This window comes from Noviherbaspirillum agri, assembly GCF_054780595.1.
In genome coordinates, this window is sequence record NZ_BAAGWA010000007.1 from 119308 (window position 1) to 144721 (window position 25414).

The 25414-nt window shown below is 59.8% G+C and carries 25 protein-coding genes; 11 read left to right on the forward strand and 14 right to left on the reverse strand.

The window, feature by feature from the left end:
* Positions 1-71: 71 nt before the first annotated feature.
* From yajC to queA, 3 genes are all read right to left on the reverse strand, one after another.
* Positions 72-398, reverse strand: coding sequence for a preprotein translocase subunit YajC (yajC, locus tag ACYVIA_RS14015; protein ID WP_460841768.1), 327 nt, complete (start codon positions 396-398; stop codon positions 72-74).
* A 132-nt stretch (positions 399-530) separates the two neighbouring features.
* Entirely contained in the window at positions 531-1658 is a 1128-nt protein-coding gene (gene tgt, locus ACYVIA_RS14020; RefSeq protein ID WP_460841770.1) for a tRNA guanosine(34) transglycosylase Tgt, read from the reverse strand.
* Complete coding sequence (gene queA / locus ACYVIA_RS14025; RefSeq protein WP_460841773.1) at positions 1652-2677, reverse strand: tRNA preQ1(34) S-adenosylmethionine ribosyltransferase-isomerase QueA; 1026 nt, start codon at positions 2675-2677, stop codon at positions 1652-1654. Before queA ends, tgt begins: the two co-directional genes overlap by 7 nt.
* A gap of 139 nt (positions 2678-2816) precedes the next feature.
* Here queA and recG point away from each other — a divergent pair, with 139 nt between their 5' ends.
* The 6 genes from recG (at position 2817) to ACYVIA_RS14055 (ending at position 7956) form a co-directional block, all read left to right on the forward strand.
* Positions 2817-4910 (forward strand): ATP-dependent DNA helicase RecG, encoded by a 2094-nt coding sequence (gene recG / locus ACYVIA_RS14030; protein ID WP_460841775.1) that lies wholly within the window; start codon positions 2817-2819, stop codon positions 4908-4910.
* 107 nt (positions 4911-5017) lie between these two features.
* On the forward strand, positions 5018-5965 hold the full coding sequence (locus tag ACYVIA_RS14035) for a hydrogen peroxide-inducible genes activator (RefSeq protein WP_460841777.1): 948 nt from the start codon (positions 5018-5020) through the stop codon (positions 5963-5965).
* Positions 5966-6019: 54 nt separating this feature from the next.
* The gene (gene ubiA / locus ACYVIA_RS14040; protein WP_460841778.1) at positions 6020-6874 is read left to right on the forward strand and encodes a 4-hydroxybenzoate octaprenyltransferase; all 855 of its coding nucleotides are present in this window, start codon (positions 6020-6022) and stop codon (positions 6872-6874) included.
* Between the two features lie 91 nt (positions 6875-6965).
* On the forward strand, positions 6966-7280 hold the full coding sequence (locus tag ACYVIA_RS14045; RefSeq protein WP_460841780.1) for an ElaB/YgaM/YqjD family protein: 315 nt from the start codon (positions 6966-6968) through the stop codon (positions 7278-7280).
* Between the two features lie 2 nt (positions 7281-7282).
* Complete coding sequence (locus tag ACYVIA_RS14050; RefSeq protein WP_460841781.1) at positions 7283-7648, forward strand: phage holin family protein; 366 nt, start codon at positions 7283-7285, stop codon at positions 7646-7648.
* A gap of 5 nt (positions 7649-7653) precedes the next feature.
* On the forward strand, positions 7654-7956 hold the full coding sequence (locus ACYVIA_RS14055) for a YqjK family protein (RefSeq protein WP_460841783.1): 303 nt from the start codon (positions 7654-7656) through the stop codon (positions 7954-7956).
* Positions 7957-8081: 125 nt separating this feature from the next.
* Here ACYVIA_RS14055 and proC read toward each other — a convergent pair whose 3' ends face one another.
* Positions 8082-8906, reverse strand: coding sequence for a pyrroline-5-carboxylate reductase (gene proC, locus ACYVIA_RS14060; protein ID WP_460841785.1), 825 nt, complete (start codon positions 8904-8906; stop codon positions 8082-8084).
* Positions 8896-9600 carry a YggS family pyridoxal phosphate-dependent enzyme gene (locus tag ACYVIA_RS14065; RefSeq protein ID WP_460841926.1) on the reverse strand — a complete coding sequence of 235 codons (705 nt, stop codon included), beginning with the start codon at positions 9598-9600 and terminating at the stop codon, positions 8896-8898. Before ACYVIA_RS14065 ends, proC begins: the two co-directional genes overlap by 11 nt.
* Positions 9601-9673: 73 nt before the next feature.
* Here ACYVIA_RS14065 and ACYVIA_RS14070 point away from each other — a divergent pair, with 73 nt between their 5' ends.
* Genes ACYVIA_RS14070 through ACYVIA_RS14080 form a run of 3 tightly spaced genes read left to right on the forward strand, consistent with a single transcriptional unit; the run spans position 9674 to position 12408 of the window.
* The gene (locus tag ACYVIA_RS14070; protein ID WP_460841786.1) at positions 9674-10717 is read left to right on the forward strand and encodes a type IV pilus twitching motility protein PilT; all 1044 of its coding nucleotides are present in this window, start codon (positions 9674-9676) and stop codon (positions 10715-10717) included.
* 49 nt (positions 10718-10766) lie between these two features.
* Positions 10767-11903 (forward strand): PilT/PilU family type 4a pilus ATPase, encoded by a 1137-nt coding sequence (locus tag ACYVIA_RS14075; protein ID WP_460841788.1) that lies wholly within the window; start codon positions 10767-10769, stop codon positions 11901-11903.
* 19 nt (positions 11904-11922) lie between these two features.
* Positions 11923-12408, forward strand: coding sequence for a glutathione peroxidase (locus ACYVIA_RS14080; RefSeq protein WP_460841789.1), 486 nt, complete (start codon positions 11923-11925; stop codon positions 12406-12408).
* A 341-nt stretch (positions 12409-12749) separates the two neighbouring features.
* On the opposite strand, the gene glcF is transcribed toward ACYVIA_RS14080, so the two are convergent.
* The 5 genes from glcF to ACYVIA_RS14105 form a co-directional block, all read right to left on the reverse strand.
* Positions 12750-13982 (reverse strand): glycolate oxidase subunit GlcF, encoded by a 1233-nt coding sequence (glcF, locus tag ACYVIA_RS14085; RefSeq protein WP_460841791.1) that lies wholly within the window; start codon positions 13980-13982, stop codon positions 12750-12752.
* Between the two features lie 2 nt (positions 13983-13984).
* Positions 13985-15052, reverse strand: coding sequence for a glycolate oxidase subunit GlcE (gene glcE, locus ACYVIA_RS14090; protein ID WP_460841793.1), 1068 nt, complete (start codon positions 15050-15052; stop codon positions 13985-13987).
* Positions 15053-15091: 39 nt separating this feature from the next.
* The gene (locus ACYVIA_RS14095; RefSeq protein ID WP_460841795.1) at positions 15092-16579 is read right to left on the reverse strand and encodes an FAD-linked oxidase C-terminal domain-containing protein; all 1488 of its coding nucleotides are present in this window, start codon (positions 16577-16579) and stop codon (positions 15092-15094) included.
* A 249-nt stretch (positions 16580-16828) separates the two neighbouring features.
* Positions 16829-17719, reverse strand: a complete 891-nt coding sequence (locus ACYVIA_RS14100) for a LysR substrate-binding domain-containing protein (RefSeq protein ID WP_460841797.1) — start codon at positions 17717-17719, stop codon at positions 16829-16831.
* Between the two features lie 192 nt (positions 17720-17911).
* Positions 17912-19294 carry an FAD-binding oxidoreductase gene (locus ACYVIA_RS14105; RefSeq protein ID WP_460841928.1) on the reverse strand — a complete coding sequence of 461 codons (1383 nt, stop codon included), beginning with the start codon at positions 19292-19294 and terminating at the stop codon, positions 17912-17914.
* Positions 19295-19444: 150 nt separating this feature from the next.
* Between ACYVIA_RS14105 and ACYVIA_RS14110 the strand changes: the two genes are divergently transcribed.
* Positions 19445-20002 (forward strand): cob(I)yrinic acid a,c-diamide adenosyltransferase, encoded by a 558-nt coding sequence (locus ACYVIA_RS14110; protein WP_460841799.1) that lies wholly within the window; start codon positions 19445-19447, stop codon positions 20000-20002.
* 64 nt (positions 20003-20066) lie between these two features.
* On the opposite strand, the gene folE2 is transcribed toward ACYVIA_RS14110, so the two are convergent.
* From folE2 to ACYVIA_RS14130, 4 genes are all read right to left on the reverse strand, one after another.
* Positions 20067-20873, reverse strand: a complete 807-nt coding sequence (gene folE2, locus ACYVIA_RS14115; RefSeq protein WP_460841801.1) for a GTP cyclohydrolase FolE2 — start codon at positions 20871-20873, stop codon at positions 20067-20069.
* Between the two features lie 62 nt (positions 20874-20935).
* Positions 20936-22801 (reverse strand): 1-deoxy-D-xylulose-5-phosphate synthase, encoded by a 1866-nt coding sequence (gene dxs / locus ACYVIA_RS14120; protein WP_460841803.1) that lies wholly within the window; start codon positions 22799-22801, stop codon positions 20936-20938.
* 1 nt (position 22802) lies between these two features.
* Positions 22803-23702 carry a polyprenyl synthetase family protein gene (locus ACYVIA_RS14125; protein ID WP_460841804.1) on the reverse strand — a complete coding sequence of 300 codons (900 nt, stop codon included), beginning with the start codon at positions 23700-23702 and terminating at the stop codon, positions 22803-22805.
* Complete coding sequence (locus tag ACYVIA_RS14130; RefSeq protein WP_460841806.1) at positions 23699-23953, reverse strand: exodeoxyribonuclease VII small subunit; 255 nt, start codon at positions 23951-23953, stop codon at positions 23699-23701. The genes ACYVIA_RS14125 and ACYVIA_RS14130 overlap by 4 nt, the downstream gene beginning before the upstream one ends.
* 356 nt (positions 23954-24309) lie before the next feature.
* On the opposite strand from ACYVIA_RS14130, the gene ACYVIA_RS14135 reads away from it, so the two are divergent.
* Positions 24310-25410 (forward strand): aromatic ring-hydroxylating oxygenase subunit alpha, encoded by a 1101-nt coding sequence (locus ACYVIA_RS14135; protein ID WP_460841808.1) that lies wholly within the window; start codon positions 24310-24312, stop codon positions 25408-25410.
* The last annotated feature ends 4 nt before the right edge of the window (positions 25411-25414 follow it).

Consider the following 25414-nt stretch of genomic DNA (forward strand, 5'->3'; position numbering starts at 1 on the left):
GTTCAACGTTCAATGTTGAGGGGCTCGGCATGCCCGAAGGAAAGTGCCGGCCGATGCCGGCACAGTTTTCCTTACAGCGATTTGATGGTGCCCTTCGGCAACAACGTGGCGACCGCCACCTTTTGCACGACCACTTCGGTCCCGTCGGCGATTTCGATGGTAACGTAGGCGTCGGTCACCTTGGTAACCTTGCCGAGGATACCGCCGGCGGTCACGACTTCATCGCCCTTGGCCAGCGCTTCCATCATCGCTTTCTGTTCTTTCTGACGCTTCATCTGCGGACGGATCATCAGGAAGTACAGCACAACGAACATCAGGATGATCGGCAAAAAGCTCATCAGGCCGCCTTCAGCGCCTGCAGCCGGGGCGGCTTGTGCATATGCGTTGGAAATGAACACGTTATTACTCCATCTAGTTTTGTTAATTAGCCCGGCATTTTAGCATTCGATGCCGGGGTTCTCGGCAATGCCGAAATTGGTCCGAACGAGCAGAAATCGGCACTTTTTCGCCGCACCTCCCGGCGCACGCGCTCAAATGCCGCGCGCCCGATCAGCGTGGAATTGCACAACAAATGCCTGGAACCGGTCAGCGTCGATTGCCGCCCGCATTTCACGCATCAATTGCAGGTAATAGTGCAGGTTGTGGATCGTATTGAGCCGCGCCCCGAGGATTTCGCCGGCACGATGCAAGTGATAGAGATAGGCGCGCGAAAAATTGCGGCATGCATAACATTCGCAGGTTTCGTCGAGCGGCTTTTCGTCGTCCTTGTAGCGGGAGTTCTTGATCTTGATATCACCGAAGCGGGTGAAGATCCAGCCGTTACGCGCGTTGCGGGTTGGCATCACGCAGTCGAACATGTCGACGCCGTTGGCGACGCCGGCGACAAGGTCTTCCGGCGTGCCGACGCCCATCAGGTAATGCGGCTTGTCCGCAGGCAGGCGCGGGCCGACGTGTTCCAGCACGCGCATCATGTCCTCCTTCGGCTCGCCGACGGACAGGCCGCCGATCGCAATGCCTTCGAAGCCGATGTCCTGCAGACCAGCCAGCGACTCGTCGCGCAATTGCTCGAACATGCCGCCCTGCACGATGCCGAACAGCGCGTTCGGATTCTCGCCGCGATTGAATTCATCACGCGAGCGCTTCGCCCAGCGCAGCGACATGCGCATGGACTTCGCCGCCTCCTGCTCGGTGGCAGGAAGGCCGTTGATTTCGTAGGGCGTGCATTCGTCGAACTGCATCACGATGTCGGAATTGAGCACGCGCTGGATCTGCATCGAGATCTCCGGCGACAGGAACAGCTTGTCGCCGTTGATGGGCGACGCGAACTTCACCCCCTCTTCGGTAATCTTGCGCATCGCGCCGAGCGAGAATACCTGGAAGCCGCCGGAATCAGTGAGGATCGGCTTGGTCCAGCCCATGAAGCGATGCAGACCGTCGAACTTGCCGACCACATCCAGCCCCGGCCGCAGCCAGAGATGGAAGGTGTTGCCGAGGATGATCTGCGCGTCGATATCGTGCAGTTCGAGCGGCGACATCGCCTTGACCGAACCGTAAGTGCCGACCGGCATGAAGATCGGCGTTTCGACGACGCCGTGGTTGAGCGTCAGGCGGCCGCGGCGGGCCTTGCCATCGGTTTTAATCAGTTTGAAATTCAGCATGAGGGTTTTCTTGTCAAAAGCATGGCGTCGCCATAGCTGAAAAAGCGGTAACGGTTCTTGATTGCGTGCGCATAGGCGGCGCGGATCTCGTCATAGCCCGCAAAGGCGGACACGAGCATCAGGAGCGTAGACTTCGGCAAGTGGAAATTGGTAATCAGCCGGTCGACCGTCTTGAAGACATAGCCCGGCGTGATGAACAGCGCCGTGTCAGCGCTGCCGGCCTGCAGTTCGCCGGACTGCGATGCCGATTCCAGCGCACGCATGCTGGTGGTGCCCACGGCGACCACATTGCGCCCGGCTGCCTTGGCGGCGCGCACGGCGTCGACCGTTTCCTGCGAAATCGTGTACCACTCGCTGTGCATCTTGTGTTCTGCGAGGTTTTCGGTACGCACCGGCTGGAACGTCCCTGCGCCGACATGCAGTGTGACGTACGCAAAGTTCACACCCTTGTCGCGCAAGCGGTCGAGCAGCGGCTGGTCAAAATGCAAACCGGCAGTCGGTGCCGCCACCGCGCCCGGCTCCTTTGCATAGACGGTTTGATAGCGCTTTTCGTCAAACTCGTCAGCCGCGTGCTCGATATAAGGCGGCAACGGCAGGCGGCCATGCGCTTCGATCAGGTCGAAGACATCAGCGGGAAAACGCAAGGTGTAAAACTCGCCGGCGCGCTCGCCAACGATGACGTCAAATGCATCGGCAAGACGGATCGTGCTGCCGGGCTGCGGCGATTTCGACGCGCGGACCTGGGCATGCACGGTGCGGTTGTCGAGTACACGCTCGACCAGCACTTCCACCTTGCCGCCGGTTGCCTTGACGCCGAAAAAGCGCGCCTTCAGCACGCGCGTGTCGTTGAACACGAGCAGGTCACCGGGCTGCAGCTGGTCGACGATGCCCGCAAAGGCGCGGTCGATGCACTGATTGCCATCGACATGCAACAGGCGAGACGCGCTGCGCTCCGGCAGCGGCACTTGCGCAATCAGTTCTTGCGGCAAGTCGAAATCAAAATCGGAAAGCGAATACATGCGTTGAGGTGGTGTCGGATGGTGCCTGTCGCTGTGACGGTTGCAAGGCCACCAAAGATGCAGCCATTGTGTGTGGCATTTCGTACAATGGCGGGCACCGCTTCGGATAAATCAAACCCGCTATTTTACGCCCAGCCTGATGCCTGCAACCAAGAAAAAGTCAGCTCCTTCCGCCAAGGACAAAGCCGGTGCCAAGGCCAGCGCCAAGCCCAATACCGGCCAGGACAAGCTGGCACGCCTTGGCCTGCGCACGGACATGGACCTGGTGCTGCACCTGCCGCTGCGGTATGAGGATGAAACCAAGATCCTGCCGATCCGCGAGGCCAGCTTCATGAGCGGCAACGCGGCACAGGTGGAAGGCGTGGTCACCGAGTGCGACATCCAGTATCGTCCGCGGCGGCAGCTGGTGGTCACGATTGCCGACGATTCCGGCCAACTGGTGATGCGTTTCCTGAACTTTTACGGCAGTCAGGTGAAACAACTCGCCGCCGGCACGCGGGTACGCGCACGGGGAGAGGTCCGCCATGGCTTCTTCGGTGCGGAAATGGTGCACCCGACTTACAAGGTTGTGCATGAAGGTGATGCGTTACCGGATGCGCTGACTCCCGTCTACCCCGCTGGCGAAGGCTTGTCCCAAGCCTATCTGCGCAAAGCGATTGCCAACGCGATGAGCCGGATTGACTGGCGCGATACGCTGGCGCCGTCGCTGCTGGCTTCACTCAAACTGCAGCCGTTCGAACCTTCAGTCAAACTGCTGCACAACCCGCCGCCCGATGTCAGCGAAAACGCATTGATGGATCGCACGCACCCGGCGTGGATCCGGATGAAGTTCGATGAACTGCTCGCTCAGCAGCTTTCCCTCAAGCGCGCGCAGGCTGCGCGGCGTGCGAAGGGCGCCGCTGCGCTGCCCGTGGTCGGACAGTTGTCCGAGGCTTTTTCCGCGAACCTGCCTTTCCAGCTCACTCGCGCGCAACAGCGCGTGCTGCTGGAAATTCGCGCCGATCTGAGGGAAGCATTCCCGATGCAGCGCCTGCTGCAAGGCGACGTCGGTAGCGGCAAAACGGTGGTCGCAGCCTTGGCCGCATCGCAGGCGATCGACAGCGGATTTCAGGCCGCGCTGATGGCACCGACGGAAATCCTGGCTGAACAGCATTTTCGCAAGATCGCGCTCTGGATGGAGCCGCTCGGCGTAAAGGTAGCTTGGCTGACTGGCAGCCTGAAGAAAAAAGAAAAAGAAGCGGCCCAGGCGCTGGCAGAGTCCGGCGAAGCACAGCTCGTGATCGGCACGCACGCGCTGATCCAGGAAGGCGTGGAGTTTGCGCGGCTCGGCCTCGTCATTGTGGACGAGCAGCACCGGTTCGGCGTCGGCCAGCGCCTTGCGCTGCGCAACAAGGGCTTGGACGCGAGCACCGTGCCGCACCAACTGATGATGTCGGCCACACCGATTCCGCGCACACTGGCCATGACGTATTACGCCGACCTGGAAGTATCAGTCATTGATGAACTTCCGCCGGGCCGCACGCCGATCGTCACCCGCACCATCGACCAGAACCGGCGCGACGAAGTGATTGAACGCGTCCATGCCGCCGCGCTCGAAGGACGTCAGGTGTATTGGGTCTGCCCACTGATCGAGGAATCCGAAGCCCTGCAATTGCAGACCGCGACAGATACCCGCGCCATGCTGTCGGAAGCCTTGCCCAACCTGCAAGTCGGCCTGGTGCACGGCCGCATGAAACCAGCGGAAAAGCAGACTGTGATGGACGCATTCATCCGCGGCGAGATCCATGTGCTGGTTGCCACAACCGTCATTGAAGTGGGTGTCGACGTACCCAACGCATCGCTGATGGTCATTGAACATGCGGAGCGTTTTGGTTTGTCACAACTGCATCAGCTGCGCGGCCGGGTGGGACGCGGTTCTGCGGCCAGCGTATGCCTGCTGCTGTACCAGAGCCCGCTCGGCCCGGTCGCAAAGCAGCGCCTGATGACGATGCGCGAGACGACCGACGGCTTCGAAATCGCGCGACGCGACCTGGAAATCCGTGGCCCCGGCGAATTCCTGGGAGCCCGCCAGTCCGGCCAGGCCATGCTGCGCTTTGCTGATCTGGAAACAGACCAATGGCTGGTGGAGAAAGCCCGCAACGTGGCGCAAACCTTGCTGCATGAGGATCCGGCCACCGTGGAAGCACACTTGGCGCGTTGGCTGGGCGGACGGGAAGAGTTTCTGAAAGTCTAATCGCCGGACGCGGCAGGCCGATATCTTTATACTATGCGGACGCATATCTTCATGGCGCTCTCTGGAGCAGACCGGCGTCATGCCATCAGGCAAGCGAACATCACTTCATGACTCTTACTGAACTGAAATACATTGTCGCCGTTGCACGCGAAAAGCATTTCGGCCATGCGGCTGAGGCCTGTTTCGTTGCACAGCCGACACTATCGGTCGCGATCAAAAAGCTCGAAGATGAACTCGGCGTTGTGATTTTCGAGCGTGGCGGCACCGAGATTTCGATGACACCGCTGGGCGCGCAGATTGTCGCGCAAGCCGAACGCGTGCTGGAACAAACCGCCGCCATCAAGGAAATAGCAAAGCAGAACAAGGATCCGCTTGCCGGCCCGCTACGCCTCGGCGTGATTTACACCATTGCGCCCTACCTTCTTCCGCCGCTGGTCAAGACCATGATCGAGCGTGTGCCGCAGATGCCGCTGGTGCTGCAGGAAAACTACACGGCAAGGCTGATCGAGTTATTGCGGCAAGGCGAACTCGATGCCGCAATCATGGCGCTGCCATTCGCGGACCAGGGCCTGATGGTTCAGCCCCTGTACGACGAACCGTTTGTCGTTGCGCTACCGAAGCACCATGCTTGGGCCAACCGCAAATCCATCGATGCGGAAGAACTGAAAACGGAAACCATGCTCCTGCTCGGCAGCGGCCACTGCTTCCGGGACCAGGTGCTGGAAGTCTGCCCCGAGATGTCACGTTACTCCACCAGCGGCGACGGCATTGCACGCACGTTTGAAGGCTCATCGCTGGAAACGATCCGCCACATGGTCGCTTCCGGCATCGGCATCACCGTGCTGCCGCAGGCGTCGGTACCGGACATGCAGAACAAGGATGGCATGCTGCGCTATGTGCCATTCAAGTCGCCAGGGCCTTCCCGCCGCGTGGTCATCGCCTGGCGCAAGAGCTTTACACGCCGCCCTGCGATCGAAGCGGTGCGGCAGGCGGTGCTGTCGTGCGACCTGCATGGCGTCGCCATGCTGTGCGATGCCGACACCAACGAGGGTTAGCCTCTTGCCCTCCTTCGCACCATCACAGACAAGACAACAAGAACAAGCATCGACATGAACCGACTCGCCCTGTATGCCCGCCTGATTCGCATCGACAAGCCAATCGGCATCCTGCTTCTGCTCTGGCCCACGCTCGCCGCGATCTGGCTGGCGTCGGCAGGCAAGCCAGACTGGCAACTGGTGGCCATCTTTACGCTTGGCACTGTGCTGATGCGCTCCGCTGGATGCGCGATCAATGATTATGCCGACCGCGACTTCGACAAGCACGTCAAGCGCACCGCCGAGCGTCCACTCACCAGCGGAAAGATCGCCGCATGGGAAGCAGTCATAGTCGCAGCCGTGCTGTCGCTGCTTGCCTTTACGCTGATCATCCCGCTCAACACACTCACCAAGCAGTTATCCGTGGCGGCCGTGCTGATCGCCGCGAGCTATCCCTACTTCAAGCGTTTCTTCGCGATTCCGCAGGCTTATCTTGGAATTGCCTTCGGCTTCGGCATCCCGATGGCATTTGCCGCTGTGCAGAACTCGGTGCCGCCCGCGGCGTGGCTGCTGCTGGTGGCGAACATTTTTTGGGCCGTCGCCTACGACACCGAGTATGCGATGGTGGATCGTGACGACGACCTGAAGATCGGCATCAAGACCTCTGCAATCACCTTCGGCCGCTTTGATGTGATGGCCGTCATGCTCTGCTATGCAGTGACGTTTGCGATCATCCTCGTGGTTGGCTGGGAATACGGTCTGCGCTTCTGGTTTGTCGTGGGGCTGCTGGTGGCAGTCGGCTTTGCGCTATATCACTACACCCTGATCCGCGACCGTGACCGCATGCGTTGCTTCGCGGCCTTCCGCCACAATAACTGGCTCGGCGCAGCGATCTTCGGGGGCATCGCTCTCGACTATGCCCTGCGATAACAAGAGCACCCGTGAATTTGACACCGCGCAAGGTGAGCACACTCACGTTACTTACACTCAAAGCGTGTCAACACCACCACGGAGATGCGCAATGGAATCAAACGGCCGCGGCCACACCCGGGAACGACTGCTTGACGATCTGAAAATGGTCATCAAGGATGCGGAAGACCTCCTGAAAAACACCCGGCAGCAAGCCGACGATGGCTACCAGATGGCCCGCGCACGCTTCGAGTCCACGTTGAGCAATGCGCGCGACGGACTGTCGTCGCTCGAAGAGACCGCGATGGTCGCCGCACGTGACGCCATGGAGACTGCCGACGAATACGTCCATTCCAATCCCTGGCAGTCAGTCGGCATTGGCGCGCTGGCCGGTCTTGTCGTCGGACTTTGGCTCGGCCGCCGTTAAGCATGGTGCTTGTTGAATCGGCGGCCCGCCTGGCCGCCACGCTGCTCGCGATGGCGCAGACACGCATCGATCTCGCCACAACCGAGATCGAAGAAGAAGCCCTCCGCTATTTCTCTTACCTGATCCTGTCGATGGCAGCCATGTTTTGCATTGGCATCGCCATCGTGCTCGGGACGTTCCTTGTCGTGCTGCTGTACTGGGAAACTAACCGCATCGGCATTCTGCTCACGTTGACCGCGTTATTCGGCGTCGCCGGCATCTGGATCAGCTTGCGCGTCCGCCGTCAGTATCGCGGAAAACCGAGGATGCTGACGCACACGATGCAGGAGCTTTCGCGCGACTCCGAACTCCTGCATCCGCCGGCATGAGACCTATGAACTCGCGCGCCGATCTACTTGAATGGAAACGCCAGCAATTGCTGGCCGAATGCGATGCACAGCGCATGGAGCTCGCAGTGCAGCTCGACTCGCTGAACTATCAAGTTGAAACAATCCAAACGGGATTGCGAATCATGGATCGCGTTCGCAGGCATCCGGGATGGATTGCCACAGCGGTTGTCGCGTTGTTCGCGATCACGCCCCGTCGCCTGTCTGCGGCAATACAGAGCGGTACATCCCTGCTGCGCGCCTGGCGTATGGCTGCGCCGGCGCTGCGGATGCTCATGCAGCGCCATTGATACCGGGAGACGCCCAGCAGTTCTCAAGGGCACCGGCATTCTTGTTATACCACTCCGCGTGATGGACCATTGCCTGGTCCATCACTTGGTTCTCATAAATTTGGCTGAATGGAGGCAGTCAGCCGTCAGTCGCGCCCGAATTCTTCCCCCAGCTCCTTGCCGCGCGCCGAGGCTGCCTTCATCGCCTTGATGATGGCGTCCTTCACACCGCTTGCCTCCATGCTGGTCAACGCAGCATAAGTCGTGCCGCCCTTGGAGGTCACACGCTCGCGCAACAATGACACTGGCTCAGAGGATTGTGCGGCCAGTTGCGCTGCACCTTCAAAAGTGGCAATGGCCAGCTTCGTCCCCTGCTCTGCAGTCAGCCCCATTTCCTGAGCCGCCTGCTGCATCGCCTCAATGAAGTAGAACACGTATGCAGGGCCACTTCCGGAAACAGCCGTCACGGGATCGATCAGCGATTCGTCGTCCAGCCATACCGTCGCGCCAACCGCACGCATGATCGCGTCCGCCGCATCGCGCTGCTGCGCCGACACACCCGTCATCGCCACCATGCCCGTCATGCCCTTGCCGACCAGCGCTGGCGTGTTGGGCATCGTCCGCACGATGGCCGTATGGCCGTTCAGCCAGCGCGACAAGTCGACGGCGCGGATGCCGGCAGCGATGGAGAGCACCAGTTGCGAAGACACATGCGGCTGCAGCTCTTTCACCACTTCGCGCATTTGTTGCGGCTTGACCGCGAGCACGATGACATCTACTCGGGCGAGTGCCGCATCAATCTTCTGCGCCGCCGTGACGCCGAACTGTTGCCCCAGCTTTTGCAGTGCGTCCGCATTCGGGTCGACCACATGGATGTTCGCGCCGGCAGTCAGCTTTCCGGCAAGGCCGCCGATCAGGGCCGATGCCATATTGCCGCCGCCGATAAAGGCAATTTTCAATTCATTTTGCATAGTGTCTCTGTCCAAAAATGGCTGTTCCTACGCGGACGATCGTCGCGCCTTCTGCGATCGCCGCATCCATATCTGCCGACATTCCCATCGACAAGGTGTCGAGCTCAAGTCCTTGCGCTTTCAACCGTTCGAACAACTCGCGCAATTGTCGGAAAGGTGCTCGCTGCTGCTCCTCGCCTTCCCCCGGTTCAGGAATCGCCATCAGACCGCGCAGCTTCAGGCGAGGTAATGCCGCAATACGCGGCGCCAACGCCAGCGCCTCCTCCGGAGTCACGCCGCTCTTGGTTGATTCGCCGCTGATGTTGATTTGCAGGCAAATATTCAGCGCCGCCATCTGCACCGGCCGCTGTTCCGACAGGCGTTGCGCGATCTTCTCACGGTCCACGGAATGCACCCAGTCAAAATGCTCGGCGATGGAGCGCGTCTTGTTACTTTGAATCGGTCCGATGAAATGCCATTCAAGTCTCAGATCGGGACGCGTATTCCGGACGATTGCGATCTTGTCCAGTGCTTCTTGCAAGTAGTTTTCGCCAAATGCATGCTGACCCGCGTCGGCGGCCTCGATGACAGCATCTGCGCCGAACGTCTTTGAAACGGCCAGCAACTGGATCTCTTGCGGACCGCGCAACACTGTGCGCGCCGCTGTGGCAATGCGTTCCCTAACGGCTTGCAAGTTCAAGGAAATTGAGGACATAATCAGTTTATCTATGGCAATACTGAGCGCTATTGCCGTCAATCATGGCGTCTCGCCAGCCCAAGGATTATAAATGGACATTTCCGAACTTCTCGCCTTCTCCGTCAAGAATAAAGCTTCCGACTTGCACTTGTCGGCCGGCTTGCCGCCGATGATTCGCGTGCATGGCGAAGTGCGCCGCATCAACCTGCCGCCGCTTGAACATCGCGACGTGCACGGCATGATTTATGACATCATGAACGACGGCCAACGCAAGGCGTATGAAGAAGTACTGGAATGCGACTTCTCGTTCGAGATCCCTGGCCTCGCACGCTTCCGTGTCAACGCATTCAACCAGGACCGTGGCGCGGCAGCCGTATTGCGTACCATTCCGTCGAAAGTGCTGACACTGGAACAGTTGAATACGCCAAAGATCTTCGCCGACCTCGCACTGAAGCCGCGCGGCCTGGTGCTGGTCACCGGTCCGACCGGTTCCGGTAAGTCGACCACGCTGGCAGCGATGATCAACCACCTGAATGAAACCGAATACGGCCACATCCTGACGGTCGAAGACCCGATCGAATTCGTGCATGAATCAAAGAAGTGCCTGATCAACCAGCGTGAAGTCGGCCCGCACACCATGTCCTTCCAGAACGCGCTGCGTTCGGCACTGCGTGAAGACCCGGACGCCATTCTCGTCGGCGAATTGCGCGACCTGGAAACGATCCGCCTCGCACTGACCGCTGCAGAAACCGGCCACCTTGTGTTCGGCACGCTGCACACCTCTTCTGCGGCAAAGACCATCGACCGTATCGTCGACGTGTTCCCGGCGGAAGAAAAGGAAATGGTACGTGCGATGCTGTCCGAATCGCTGCAGGCGGTCATTTCGCAAACACTGCTGCGCACCAAGGACGGCAGCGGCCGTGTCGCGGCGCATGAGATCATGCTCGGCACGCCGGCGATCCGCAACCTGATCCGCGAGGCAAAAATCGCGCAGATGTACTCCGCGATCCAGACCGGCCAGAGCATCGGCATGCAGACGCTGGACCAGAACCTCACCGACCTGGTCCGCCGCAATGTAATCTCTGCCGCGACGGCCCGCTCCGCCGCCAAGACGCCGGAAAACTTCCCCGGCTAAAATGAACAGACCGGCGGGGCACTACGCCCGCCCTGAATAAGGAATCGACATGGAACGGGACCAGGCCACTAAATTCATGCACGACCTGCTGCGCCTCATGCTCAGCAAGAACGGCTCCGACCTTTTCATCACGGCGGACTTCCCTCCAGCATTCAAGATTGACGGCCGCATGACGCCGGTGTCGAACCAGCCGCTGACATCGACGCACACGGTGGAACTGGCGCGCGCGATCATGAACGACAAGCAGGCCGCAGAGTTCGAAGCGACCAAGGAATGCAACTTTGCGATCAGCCCGGGTGGACTGGGACGCTTCCGCGTCTCCGCATTTGTCCAGCAAGGCAAGGTCGGCATGGTACTGCGAACGATTACCACCACGATCCCGCGCCTGGAAGATCTCGGCATGCCGGAAGTGCTTAAGGATGTCGCAATGACCAAGCGCGGCCTCGTGATCATGGTCGGTGCGACCGGCTCCGGTAAGTCCACGACGCTGGCCGGCATGGTCGGCTATCGCAACGAGAACAGCTACGGCCACATCATCACGATCGAAGACCCGGTCGAATATGTCCATCCGCACAAGAACTGCATCGTCACGCAGCGTGAAGTCGGCGTCGATACCGAAGACTGGTTTGCTGCACTGAAAAACACACTGCGCCAGGCACCGGACGTCATCCTCATCGGCGAGATCCGTGACCGCGAAACGATGGACTATGCGGTGTCGTTTGCCGAGACCGGCCACCTGTGCCTGGCGACGATGCACGCCAACAGCGCCAACCAGGCGCTCGACCGTATCATCAACTTCTTCCCGGAAGAGCGCCGCGCGCAACTTTTGATGGATTTGTCACTCAATCTGAAGGCGATGATCTCGCAGCGACTGGTGCCGCTGAAAGACGTCAAGGGCCGCTGTGCCGCAGTGGAAATCATGCTGAATTCACCGCTGATCTCTGACCTGATCTTCAAGGGCGAAGTACATGAAATCAAGGAAATCATGAAGAAGTCGCGTGAAATCGGCATGCAGACTTTCGACCAGGCATTGTTCGATTTGTACGATGCCGGCAAGATTTCCTACGAAGACGCATTGCGCAACGCCGACTCCATCAACGACCTGCGCCTTGCGATCAAGCTGCAGAGCAAGGATGCGCAGGGCCGTGACCTGACCAAGGGCACGGAACATCTGGGAATCGTCTAAACGTCGGAATAAGCGTCGTATGAGCGATATCTACGGCTTTACAGCGAACAGCCTGAACGGTGCGCCGGTTGACCTTGCACAGTATCGCGGCAAGATACTTCTGATCGTCAACACCGCCAGCCAGTGCGGATTCACGCCGCAGTACAAGGGGCTGGAAGCCGTTTATCAACAGTTCAAGGACAAGGGCGTGGAAGTGCTTGGCTTCCCCTGCAACCAGTTCGGCAAGCAGGAGCCGGGATCGGCGGCTGAAATCGGCGCGTTTTGCGAGAAGAATTACGGCGTCACCTTTCCGCTGTTCGCCAAAATCGATGTCAACGGCGACAACGCTCATCCTCTCTTCAAACACCTGAAGCATAAAGCGCCCGGAATGCTGGGCACCGAAGCCATCAAATGGAACTTCACCAAGTTCCTGGTGAAAAAGGATGGCACAGTCTACAAGCGCTACGCACCGCAAACCGAACCGAAAGAGCTGATGCGCGATATCGAGAAGCTGCTCGCTGAGTAACCAACGCTGCCCCTGCCCCTCTCTCAATCATTCCTGACCGAGGCTTTGCCACCTTTTCCCGATTTCAGAAATGCAAACCGCCGCATAAGCGGCGGTATCGTTGCGACTTGCAGCTGTTTACTTATGCGTGCGGCGCTGCTGCCGACTTCTCTTCCTTCCTGATTCGATACGCGACCGATTCGCCAATGGCGATAACTGCAATGGCGGCCAGGACAACGAAGGCTCCGATAGACATGATGCTTTCCTTTACTGTGAACTGATGTTGCTGAAAAACAGTATAGGAAGGCACCTTTCATCGATCCAATTTTGATTTCAGATACCTGCCATTCATCGGTAGCATATCAACGCGCTGCTGTTAGCGCCTTGTCTACCAGTTCAATCCAGTGCGTCACCGGTGTATCGGTACCCGATTGCAGATGCGTCTGGCAGCCGATGTTCGCCGACACGATCATCTCCGGCTTGGTCGCTTCCAGATTGGCCAGTTTGTTATCGCGCAGCTTGTATGACAACTCCGGTTGCAGTACCGAGTAGGTGCCGGCAGAACCGCAGCAGAGGTGGCTGTCGGCGCAGAGTTGCACATCCACGCCGACTGCGCGCAAAACGCCTTCGACCTTGCCGCGGATCTGCTGCCCGTGCTGCAGCGTGCACGGCGGGTGATAGGCGACACGCTTGCTAATCTTCCCTTTCAGCTTCTTCTGCAGCTCCGGCTCGAATGCCGGCATGATCTCGCTGATGTCCTTTGTCAGTTCGGAGATGCGTTTGGCCTTTACCGCATACTGCTCGTCATGCGCGAGCAGATGGCCGTAGTCCTTCACGGTCACGCCGCAGCCAGAGGCGTTCATCACGATCGCGTCCACACCCGCTTCGACATACGGCCACCATGCGTCGATGTTGTTGCGCATGTCGTTCAGGCCGCCGTCCTGGTCGTTCATGTGGAAGCGAATCGCACCGCAGCAGCCGGCCTTCGGCGCCACCACCAGCTGCACGCCAAGCGCATCGAGCACGCGCGCTGTAGCGGTATTGATATTGGGCGCCATTGCCGGTTGCACGCAGCCTTCGAGCAGCAGCATCTTGCGCGCATGTTGCGCCTTCGGCCACACGCCGGCGTCCTGCTTCGCCGGCACCTTGTTCTGCAACACTTTCGGCAGGAGCGGACGCACCAGCTGTCCCGCTTTCATCGCCGGCGTAAACAGCCATTTGCGCGGGAGCGCTTCCTTCAGCGCAGCGCGCACGATACGCTGCGACAGCGGGCGCGAGACCTGCTGCTCCACCATCTTGCGACCGATGTCGACGAGCCGGCCGTACTGTACGCCGGACGGGCACGTCGATTCGCAATTGCGGCAGGTCAGGCAGCGGTCCAGGTGCGTCATTGTCTTGAAGGTCGCCTGTTTGCCTTCCAGCACCTGCTTCATCAGGTAGATGCGCCCGCGCGGGCCGTCGAGCTCATCGCCGAGCAGCTGGTAGGTCGGGCAGGTCGCAGTACAGAAACCACAGTGCACGCACTTGCGCAGGATGGCGTCGGCTTCCTCGCCTTCGCGCGTGTTCTTGATGAAATCAGCGAGATTGGTTTGCATGCTTAGAACTCGTTATACATCCGTCCCGGATTGAAAATGCCGGACGGATCAAATGCATTCTTCAGGTTGCGATGGATCGCTGCGACGGCGGGCGCGAGCGGATGGAACACGCCGGTCGTCTTGTCGCCGCCGCGGAACAGCGTCGCATGACCGCCGACTTGTTCGGCTGCAGAGCGAATGGATGCCGCATCAGCGTCGGTACGCAGCCAGCGCTGTGCGCCGCCCCATTCGAACATGTGCTCGCCCTTCATCGCCAATGGTGGCGTTGTCGATGGCAACGACAGGCGCCACAGCGCTTCCTCGTCATTGCCCGCAGCGAAAAATTCGTTGCTCTGATCCCGCAGACCGGCCCAGAACGCGTCCGGGTTGCCCACTTCCTCACCACCCATCTTCTGCATTGCTGCCTTGACCGCTGCCTCGGCCCCGGACAGGCGCACGATCAGCAGACCTCCATGCCACGCGCTTGCGGAGATCGGCAGCGGTTGTCCGCCCCAGCGGTTCAGCTGTTCGATGGTTTCCGTCTTGCGCATCGCAAAGCGCAGCGTGGTTTCATGGAAGGGCTTGGGCAGCACCTTCAACGACACTTCCGTGATCAAGCCGAGCATGCCGAGCGAACCGGCAAGCAGGCGGGACACATCATAGCCTGCGACGTTCTTCATCACGCGCCCGCCGAAGCGCAGCAAATCGCCCTTGCCGTCCATCAGCGTCGCACCGAGAACGAAATCGCGTACAGCGCCCACCGCCTGCCGGCGCGGGCCGGAAAGGCCGGCAGCGACCACGCCACCAATGGTGGACCCCGGTCCGAAATGCGGCGGCTCGAAGGCCAGCATCTGGTTGCGTTCGGCCAGCGTCGCTTCAATCTCGGCCAGCGGCGTGCCGCAGCGTGCGGTGATCACAAGCTCGGTCGGATCGTATGCCACGATACCGGCGTGGCTGCGCGTATCGAGGATGTCGCCTTGCAGCGATTGTCCGTACCAGTCCTTTGTGCCGCCGCCGCGAATACGCAGCGGCGTCTTGCTGACCGTCGCGGATGCGATGCGGTCACGGAATTGTTGTAATGCCTGTTCCATTCGTTCTGTCCGTTCAGTAGCGCCAGTGCTCTGCGCCGGTTAAAAGCGCGGCAGGTGCGCGAATTTCGTCTGGCCGCCAGTCACCCGCATCTTGCCGTTCTCGGCGCAACGGTTCAGCGTCGGGATTGCCTTGTCCGGGTTCAGCAGGAAAGCGGTGTCGAAGGCGCGCTTGACGGCGAAAAAGGCGTCAAGTTCCTTCGGCGTGAATTGCACGCACATCGAATTGATCTTCTCGATGCCCACGCCATGCTCGCCGGTGATCGTGCCGCCAACTTCCACGCACAGCGCCAGGATGTCGGCCCCAAAGGCCTCCGCGCGCTCGAATTCGCCCGGCTGGTTGGCATCGAACAGGATCAGCGGATGCAGGTTGCCATCGCCTGCATGAAACACGTTCGCACAGCGCAGGCCGTATTTGCTTTCCATCTCGGTAATGCGCGTGAGCACGTCGGCAAGCCGCTTGCGTGGGATCGTGCCGTCCATGCAGTAATAGTCCGGCGAGATGCGCCCTGCTGCCGGGAAGGCATTCTTGCGGCCGGACCAGAACTTCAGGCGCTCTGCTTCGTTCTGCGATACCGCAATCGCGGTTGCGCCGGAGCTCTTCAGCACTTCGCTCATGCGCGCGATTTCTTCTTCCACTTCTTCGGGAATGCCGTCCGACTCACACAGCAGGATCGCTTCCGCATCGGTGTCATAGCCAGCCTTCACAAACGGCTCGACCATGCGCGAGGACGTCTTGTCCATCATCTCCAGGCCAGCGGGAATGATGCCTGCGGCAATCACTTCGGCAACGGCATCGCCGCCCTTCACCACGCTGTCGAAGGACGCCATGATCACGCGCGCCTGCTGCGGTTTCGGTACCAGCTTGACGGTCACTTCGGTGACGACACCAAGCATGCCTTCGGAACCGATGAACACGGCAAGCAGATCGAGGCCCGGCGCATCCAGCGCACCGCCGCCCAGCTCGATGATGTCGCCGTCAATCGTGACCATGCGCACGCGCATAACGTTGTGCACGGTCAGTCCGTACTTCAGACAGTGCACACCTCCGGAGTTTTCGGCAACGTTGCCGCCGATGGTGCAGGCAATCTGTGACGAGGGATCGGGCGCGTAGTACAGGCCATGCTGCGCGGCAGCGTCGGAGATCGCGAGGTTGCGCACGCCGGGCTGCACGACGGCGGTGCGCGAGTACGGATCCATCTTCAGGATACGGTTGAAGCGCGCCGTCGACAGCACCACGCCGTCGGCAATCGGCATTGCTCCGCCCGACAGGCCGGTTCCCGCACCGCGCGGCACGATCGGTGCATTGAGATCACGGCAGGTCTTCAGAATCGCCACCACCTGCTCTTCGGTCTGCGGCAGCACGACGACCATCGGCAACTGGCGGTAAGCGGACAAGCCGTCGCACTCATACGGCCGCGTGTCTTCTTCATTGAACAGCACGCAGGCGTCCGGCAATACCTTGCGCAAGGCGGCCACCACCTCGCGCTGGCGTTCGATCGGAATGGGGGATTGGTTTGGAGCGTTCATGAGCAGCGGTTCCGGCTGGTTCAGCGGGGAGGATTGCAAAGTGTAGCGAAATCCCCATGGGAAGGGGGTGGGTAATGCGGGCATGCGCCGTGAAAAGCTTTGCCCTCTACCGTGAATTATTTTCACGCCGGACGTCTATGTCGAAACCGTAAACTCATCCGGCAGGCAGCTGAGGTAACGTCGGCTGCCCATTGCCAGTCAGGCAACACGCACGCGTAACAAAAGTTATTGGTGCGTGGAAGGACGAAATTACAGTTTGCCGATCGTTGCCATCAGCCAGTCGAGGAAAGCGGCGACTTCGGGGCGTTCGCGCGCCTGCTGCTCATACACCACGTAGTACGCATGCGGCGGATTCTTCAATTGCACATCCGGAAACAGGTGCACGATTTCGCCCTTTTCGACCAAATCCTGCACAAAATGCTTGCGTGTCAGCCCCACGCCATGTCCGTATCGGACCGCCTCCAGCAAGAGCCCGAGATCGTCCAGCCGCAAGCCTGTCGATGGCTCGGGCCAGTCGAGTCCGGCGATCTCGAACCATGGCTGCCAAGGCTCCAGCGCCGAGCGCAGCAGCGTCGCCTTTTTCAAGTCTGCCGGAGATTTCACGCCCCCGATCTTTTCCAGATATGCAGGCGTCGCCACCGCGAACGTCGGCTCCTCATACAGCTTTTCCGTCACCATGTCCGGATACTTGCCGGCGCCGAAGCGCACTTCCACATCGCTTTCCGACAGGCTCAGGTCATACAGCGGCACCGACAGGAACAGTTCGATCACGATGTCGGGATGCGCCGCCGTAAAGTCCGCAAGGCGCGGCACGAGCAGGCAGCGTGCAAACGTCGGCGGCACGGTGATCTTGATTCGCGGCTGGGCAGGCGCGCTGCGATGCGGCAACGGGAAGTCCGTCAGCGTACGCAATGCTGCACGCACCACATCCAGATAACGACGTCCGAATTCGGACAAGGTCACTGTCCGCCCATCGCGCAGGAACAGCCGCTCCCCGACAAAATCCTCCAGCAAGCGAATCCGGTGCGACAGCGCCGATGGCGTGATGCACAATTCTTCCGCAGCAATGGCAAAGGAACCAAGACGTGCCGCCGCTTCGAAAGCGGACAACGCATGAACGGGGGGCAGGCGTATGGCCATGGCTGAGGCGATCCTTAATTCGTATTCCGCATCGTCGTTTCCGAGGAGGAAGTGGATGCGACAAACCGCGCCTGCCTGAAAACCGTAGCGAGCGGCTCAAGGTCGTGGAGAGAAGCGCAGTCGTACTAGCGTACGACGAGCATCGCAACCACGAGATTGAGCTGCGCAGTAGGTTTGCAGGTTGGCGAACTGCTAGCGGAGGATTTTACCGGGGTTCATGATGTTCTTGGGATCAAATGCACGCTTAAGTGAACGCATCGCCTCAATTGCATCTTCGCCATGCTCCTGCACCAGGAAATCCATCTTGTGCAGCCCTACGCCATGCTCGCCGGTGCAGGTTCCATCCATCGAAATCGCTCGCGCAACCATGCGCGCATTGACGCCTTCGGCCTTCGCCACATCGGCCGGGTCACTCGAATCCACCATCATCAGCACATGGAAGTTGCCATCGCCGACATGGCCGATGATGGAATAAACCATGTCATTCTTCTCACAATCGGCCTTGGTGTCGAGGATGCATTCCGCCAGCCGGGAAATCGGCACGCAGCAGTCGGTCGTGATCGCGCGGGCGCCGGGGCGCATCTGCAGCAATGCGAAATAGGCATTGTGACGTGCCGTCCACAGCCGTGTGCGGTCTTCCGGCCGCGTCGCCCAGTCGAAGCCGGTGGCATTGTGCCCGGCGGCGATATCCTGCACGGTCTGCGCCTGTTCTTCGACGCTGCGCTCGCTGCCGTGGAATTCGAACAGCAGCAACGGCTTTTCAGGCAGGTTCAGCTTGTCGTGCCGATTGATGGACCTGACGCCGTTTTCGTCCAGGAATTCGACACGCGCGACCGGCACGCCCATCTGGATTGTCTGAATGACCGTATTGACCGCATCGGCCGTGCTCGGGAAGGAGCACACGGCGGCAGATACCGCTTCCGGCTGCGGATACAGCTTCACCGTGACTTCGGTAATGACGCCGAGCGTGCCTTCGCTCCCGATGAACAGGCGCGTCAGGTCATAGCCAGCGGAGGATTTCTTCGCGCGGGTGCCGGTCTTGACGATACGTCCATCCGCCATGACGACCGTCAGCGCCAGCGTGTTCTCGCGCATGGTGCCGTAACGTACGGCATTGGTGCCGGACGCCCGCGTTGCCGCCATGCCGCCCAAGGAGGCATCGGCACCGGGATCGATCGGGAAGAACAGGCCGGTGTCGCGCATTTCCTGGTTCAACTGCTTGCGGGTCACGCCGGCCTGCACCGTCGCCGTCTGGTCTTCGGGATGCACCGCCAGTACCTGGTTCATCTGCGACAGGTCTATCGTCACGCCGCCACGCAAGGCCAGCACATGCCCTTCCAGCGACGTCCCGGTACCGTACGGGATGATCGGCACGTCGTAGGTGCCGCACAGCTTCACCACCTCGGCAACTTCCTCGGTTGTCTGCGCGAATACCACTGCGTCGGGCAGCATCGGGTCGTAGGAAGATTCGTCACGGCCGTGGTGCTCGCGGATGGCAATCGCTGTGGAAAGACGATCCTCGAAAATCGATTCGAGCGCCGCAAGCAGCTCTTCGGGAAGCGACTTTCTCGACATGATCGATGGCGCGACAGTTTGCATGGCTATCTCCGTTTTTTACCGATTCTACTCCGCGTAAAAGATGCCGGGAGATTGATGCCGGGATGACAGCACACGTGCCGAATTTGCCGTATCCTGAGCCCCTTATTCATTCATTCAAACACGACCATGGGAAACCGACTTTCCAAGATCGCCACCCGAACCGGCGATAACGGCACCACCGGGCTGGGCGACGGCAGCCGCGTCGGCAAGGACAGCCTGCGCATCCACGCGATCGGCGACGTGGACGAACTCAACTCTCATATCGGACTGCTGATGTGCGAGGACCTGCCGGGCGCGCTCCGCGAGGAACTGATCTCGATCCAGCACGACCTGTTCGATTTGGGCGGCGAACTGTGCATCCCTGGCTACATGCTTATTACCGATGTGCATGTCGCGCGGCTGGACACCTTGCTGGAGAAATACAATGCCGACCTGCCGCCGCTGAAGGACTTCATCCTGCCCGCCGGCTCACGTGCAGCGGCACTTGCCCATGTCTGCCGCACCATTTGCCGTCGCGCGGAACGCTCGATCGTCAGCCTGGGCAACAACGAGCCGATCAACGACAACCCGCGGCATTACACAAACCGCCTGTCGGACTTGCTGTTTGTGCTGTCTCGGGTGTTGAATCGTTATGCCGGCGGCAGCGATGTCCTGTGGGAAAAGGACCGCAAGCGCGACGTGTAGTACATGCGACTGGCAACAAAAAAGCGACGCCGCGGCGTCGCTTTTTTGTTGATGGGAAAACCGATTATTTCACCCGCTTATCATTCTCGATCAACGCATACGCGGAGTGATTGTGGATCGACTCAAAGTTCTCCGCTTCCAGCGTGTACGCCGCAATGCGACGGTCTTCGTTCAGCATGCCGGCCACATCGCGCACGAGGTCTTCCACAAACTTCGGATTGTCGTACGCGCGCTCGGTCACATACTTCTCGTCGGGGCGTTTCAGCAGGCCATACAATTCACAGGAAGCCTGTTCTTCGATCTTCGCAATCAGCTCATCCACCGGAAATTCATCGGCGAGCACGGCATTGACGGTGATGTGCGAGCGCTGGTTGTGCGCGCCATACGCGGAAATTTTCTTTGAACACGGGCACAGGCTGGTCACCGGCACCAGCACCTTTAGCGTCACTTCCAGCTCGCCGTTCTTGATCTCGCCGGTAAAGCCGACTTCGTAATCCATCAGACTTTCCACGCCCGACACCGGCGCGACCTTGTTGATGAAATACGGGAACGACACTTCGATACGGCCGGCATCGGCTTCGAGCAGCTTCAGCATCTTCTGCAGCAGCGAACCGAAGCGGCTGATATCGAACGGCGCGCGATTGCCTTCCAGCAAAGCGATAAAGCGCGACATGTGCGTGCCTTTTTGCTCTTGCGGCAGGTGCACGTACATGTTCCAGGTGCCAACCGACGGCTGCGTACCGTTCGCCGTCTTGATCGTGATCGGATAACGCACGCCTTTCACGCCGACGCGCTGGATGGACAGTCGCCGCGTATCGGGCGTGCTCTGCACGTCGGGGATGGTATGGAGAGTCAGATCGCGTGAGTTCATCACATCATGCCTATTCGGTTATCGCGGCCGCGCCCGGAAGCCGCCGCGCCGCAGGTGTACTGTTAATTGTTGACCACGAGGCGGGGTTCGCCCTTGTCAAAACGCTTCTTGATCGCCGCTGCGATGCCTTTCGCATCCAGTCCGCACATGGCCAGCAATTGTGCTGCATCGCCATGATCGATAAATTTGTCCGGCAGGCCGAGATGCAATATCGGCTTGACAATGCCTGCTTCCGCAAGCGCTTCCGATACCGCGGAACCGGCGCCGCCCATGATCGAGCCCTCTTCGACCGTCACCAGAGCATCATGCGATTGTGCAAGTTGCTTGACCAGTTCCACGTCGAGCGGCTTGATGAAGCGCATGTTCGCGACCGTCGCATCCAGCTCTTCGCCGGCAGCCATACTCGGGGCGACCATGGTGCCGAATGCCAGGATGGCAATGGCCTTGCCCTCGCGGCGGACTTCGCCTTTGCCTAGAGGCAGCGTCTGCAAATCATTGCCTACTGCGGCGCCGATGCCTGATCCGCGCGGATAGCGCACGGCGGCAGGGCCATTATATTGGAAAGCGGTGGAGAGCATCTGACGGCACTCGTTCTCGTCGGAAGCTGCCATCACCACCATATTCGGGATGCAGCGCAGGTAGGCAATGTCATAGTTGCCGGCGTGCGTCGCACCATCGGCGCCAACCAGACCGGAGCGGTCAAGCGCGAACGTCACATCGAGATTTTGCAATGCAACATCATGAATAAGCTGATCGTAGCCGCGCTGCAAGAAGGTCGAGTAAATAGCCACTACCGGCTTCAGCCCTTCGCAAGCGAGGCCGGCGGCAAACGTCACTGCATGCTGTTCTGCAATGCCGACGTCGTAATACCGGCCGGGGAAACGCTGCTCGAATTCAACCAGACCTGAACCTTCGCGCATGGCCGGCGTAATGCCGATCAGGCGCTGGTCGTGCGCGCCCATGTCGCACAGCCAGTTGCCGAATATTTGCGTATAAGTCAACTTGCTGGCGGAAGCGGGCTTGATGCCCTCTGCCGGGTTGAACTTGCCCGGGCCGTGATAAAGGACCGGGTCAGCCTCTGCCAGCTTGTAGCCCTGCCCCTTCTTGGTCACAACATGCAGGAACTGCGGCCCCTTCAGGTGGCGCAGGTTTTGCAGCGTCGGAATCAGCGATTCGAGGTCATGGCCGTCGATCGGTCCGATGTAGTTGAAGCCGAATTCCTCGAACATCGTCGCCGGCACTACCATGCCCTTCGCGTGTTCTTCGAGGCGCTTGGCGAGTTCGAGCACCGGCCCTGGCAGAACCGACTTGCCGACATTCTTCGCGGTGGCATAGAACTGGCCCGACATCAGGCGCGCCAGATAACGGTTAAGCGCACCGACCGGCGGAGAGATCGACATGTCATTGTCGTTCAGGATCACCAGCAGGTTGATGTCGTCGTAGACGCCTGCGTTATTCAGCGCCTCAAACGCCATCCCGGCCGTCATCGCACCGTCGCCGATCACCGCGATCGAGTGGCGGCTTTCGCCCTTGGTCTTGGCTGCCAGCGCCATGCCGAGCGCGGCGGAAATCGATGTGGAGGAGTGTGCCGTGCCGAACGTGTCGTACTCGCTCTCGTCACGCTTCGGGAAACCCGAGATGCCGTTCAACTGGCGCAGCGTATGCATCTGGTCGCGCCGGCCGGTGAGGATCTTGTGCGGATAGGTCTGGTGGCCGACGTCCCATACGATGCGGTCATCCGGCGTATTGAACACATAGTGCAGCGCGATCGTCAGTTCCACCGTCCCCAGGTTGGACGACAGGTGGCCGCCGGTTTTCGAGACCGAGTCGAGCAGGAATGCGCGCAACTCATCCGCGAGCGGCTTGAGCTGGTTGCGCGACAGCTTGCGCAGGTCCGTCGGGCTATCAATCTTCTTCAACAAATCCATACTAGGCCTTCCGTTGCACGATCAGGTCTGCGATTTCGCGCAGGCGTCGTGCTTTTTCTCCGAACGGCATGAGCGCCGCATGCGCATCATTCCGCAATTTTTCCGCCAGTGCCCTCGATTGCTCCAGCCCGAGGAGCGATACATAGGTCGGCTTGTTGTCGGCCGCATCCTTGCCGGCCGTCTTGCCAAGCGTGGCCGAATCCGCTGTGGCATCGAGCACGTCGTCGACCACCTGGAACGCCAGGCCGATCGCCGCCGAATAGGCATCCAGCGCCTTCATTTCACCGTCCGTCAATGCCTTGCCGCTCATGGCGCCAAGCAATACCGAAGCGCGCAACAGCGCACCGGTCTTCAGGCGATGCATCTGTTCCAGTTCAGGCTGCGACAGGCTGATGCCGACGCTCGCCAAGTCAATCGCCTGTCCGCCGCACATGCCGACCGACCCGGACGCCTGCGCCAACAGGCGAACCATCGCCAGCAATCGCGCGGCATCACCAAGGTCTCCGTCTTCCGCCAGCACGATGAAGGCTTGCGACTGCAAAGCGTCACCGACCAGCAATGCAGTCGGTTCGTCATAGCGGACATGCACGGTCGGCTTGCCACGCCTAAGTTCGTCATCGTCCATGCAAGGCATGTCGTCGTGCACGAGCGAGTAAACATGGATCATTTCCACCGCTGCCGACGCACGTGCCAGCGTCCCCGCATTTGCGCCAAACAAGTCGCCCGCGGCATGGACAAGCAGGGGCCGCACGCGCTTGCCGCCGTCAAGGGCTGCGTAGCGCATCGCCTGATGCAGGTGGGCAGGAACAAGCGTTTCTGCGGGAAGGAAGGAAGCCAACGCGCTTTCAACGGTCGACTGGACGCCTTTCATCCAGTCGCCGAATGCCAGGGAAGCCGTCATTCGTCCGCCTCGGGTGCGGCATCGACAGAGAACGGCTTGAGCATTTCGCCCTCGAGCACCTTGACCTGGCTTTCAACCTTGTCGAGCTGACCGGCGCAGAATTTGACCAGCTCCGACCCGCGCTTGTAGGCAGCCACCGATGCTTCCAGCGGCAGTTCCCCCGCCTCCATCTGGGCGACCAGCTTTTCCAGCTCCGCCATCGCGTCTTCGAAAGACGCGGGCTGCCCGTCAGGCGTTGATTTCTTGGACATAGTGAGCAAAATTGAAGTGTAGCCCGATATTTTAGAACAAACCACCTCATACAGTTGAGGGCGAGCAAGCGCAAGCGCTATAGCATGCTCAAAACCCGAAAAATGCTCCCGAACAATAAAAACCCACGACCCAGCCCCGCTGCTGATGAAAACCGAGGCATTTGAATGTGCACATCTTCCCGCGCATCAAAGGCTTGTCCCATGTCACTTAACAGGGATATGGCTTGGGGGTCTTATTTAACCCTCTGAGGTATAATTTCCCGTTCTGTCCAAAATTTCCGTTTCATCTTTTTTGAATACAGGTTTTTGCGGATTCTTTCTCTCTTAGGTTGGTGCAAATTAATTTGGGGGTGGGGATGTCCGATCTGGCTCAAGTCGCCAAGCTCGCGCGATCCGACGCGCAACTTCCAGTCAACGTCTACTTCGACGACTCGCTGTTGCAACGGGAAATCCAACAACTTTTTCAGCAGGGGCCACGATACGTCGGCCACGAGCTTATGGTGCCGAATGCGGGCGACTACGCCACGCTGGCATGGGAAAACGAGGGCCGCATGCTGGTGCGCGGCCCGCAAGGCATTGAATTGCTCTCCAATGTGTGCCGTCATCGCCAGGCAAAGATGCTGGATGGCCGAGGCAATTCGAACAATATCGTCTGCCCGCTGCATCGCTGGACATATGACCTCAAGGGCGAGCTGATCGGTGCGCCGCACTTTGGCGAAACGCCGTGCATGAACCTGTCGAAGACGCCGCTGCAGTCCTGGAACGGCCTGCTGTTCGAGCAGAACGGTGTCAACGTCGCGCAATTGATGTCCAAGCTCAGCGTGACGAAGGACCTCGATTTTTCCGGTTACATGCTCGACCACGTCGAAGTGCACGAGTGCGACTACAACTGGAAGACCTTCATCGAGGTCTATCTTGAGGACTACCACGTCGAGCCCTTCCATCCCGGCTTGGGCAACTTCGTCACCTGTGACGATCTGCGCTGGGAATTCGGCGAGAACTACAGCGTGCAAACCGTCGGCATCAGCCATGGCCTGTCCCGCTTCGGATCGCCCAAGTACAAGAAATGGCAGGAACAGGTCTTGAAGTTCCGGAATGGCCAACTGCCACCGCACGGCGCGATCTGGCTGACGCTGTATCCGAACATCATGGTCGAGTGGTATCCGCATGTGCTGGTCGTATCGACGGTGTGGCCGAACGGAACGCAGAAGACCACCAACGTGGTGGAGTTCTACTATCCGGAAGAAATCGTGCTGTTCGAGCGCGAATTTGTCGAAGCAGAACGTGCGGCATACATGGAGACCTGCATCGAGGACGATGAAATCGGCCTGCGCATGGACCAGGGACGCCGCATCCTGCTCGAACGCGGCCAGAATGAAGTCGGCCCTTACCAGTCGCCGATGGAAGACGGCATGCAGCATTTCCATGAGTGGTACCGCAAGCGGATCGCGGTATAACGCA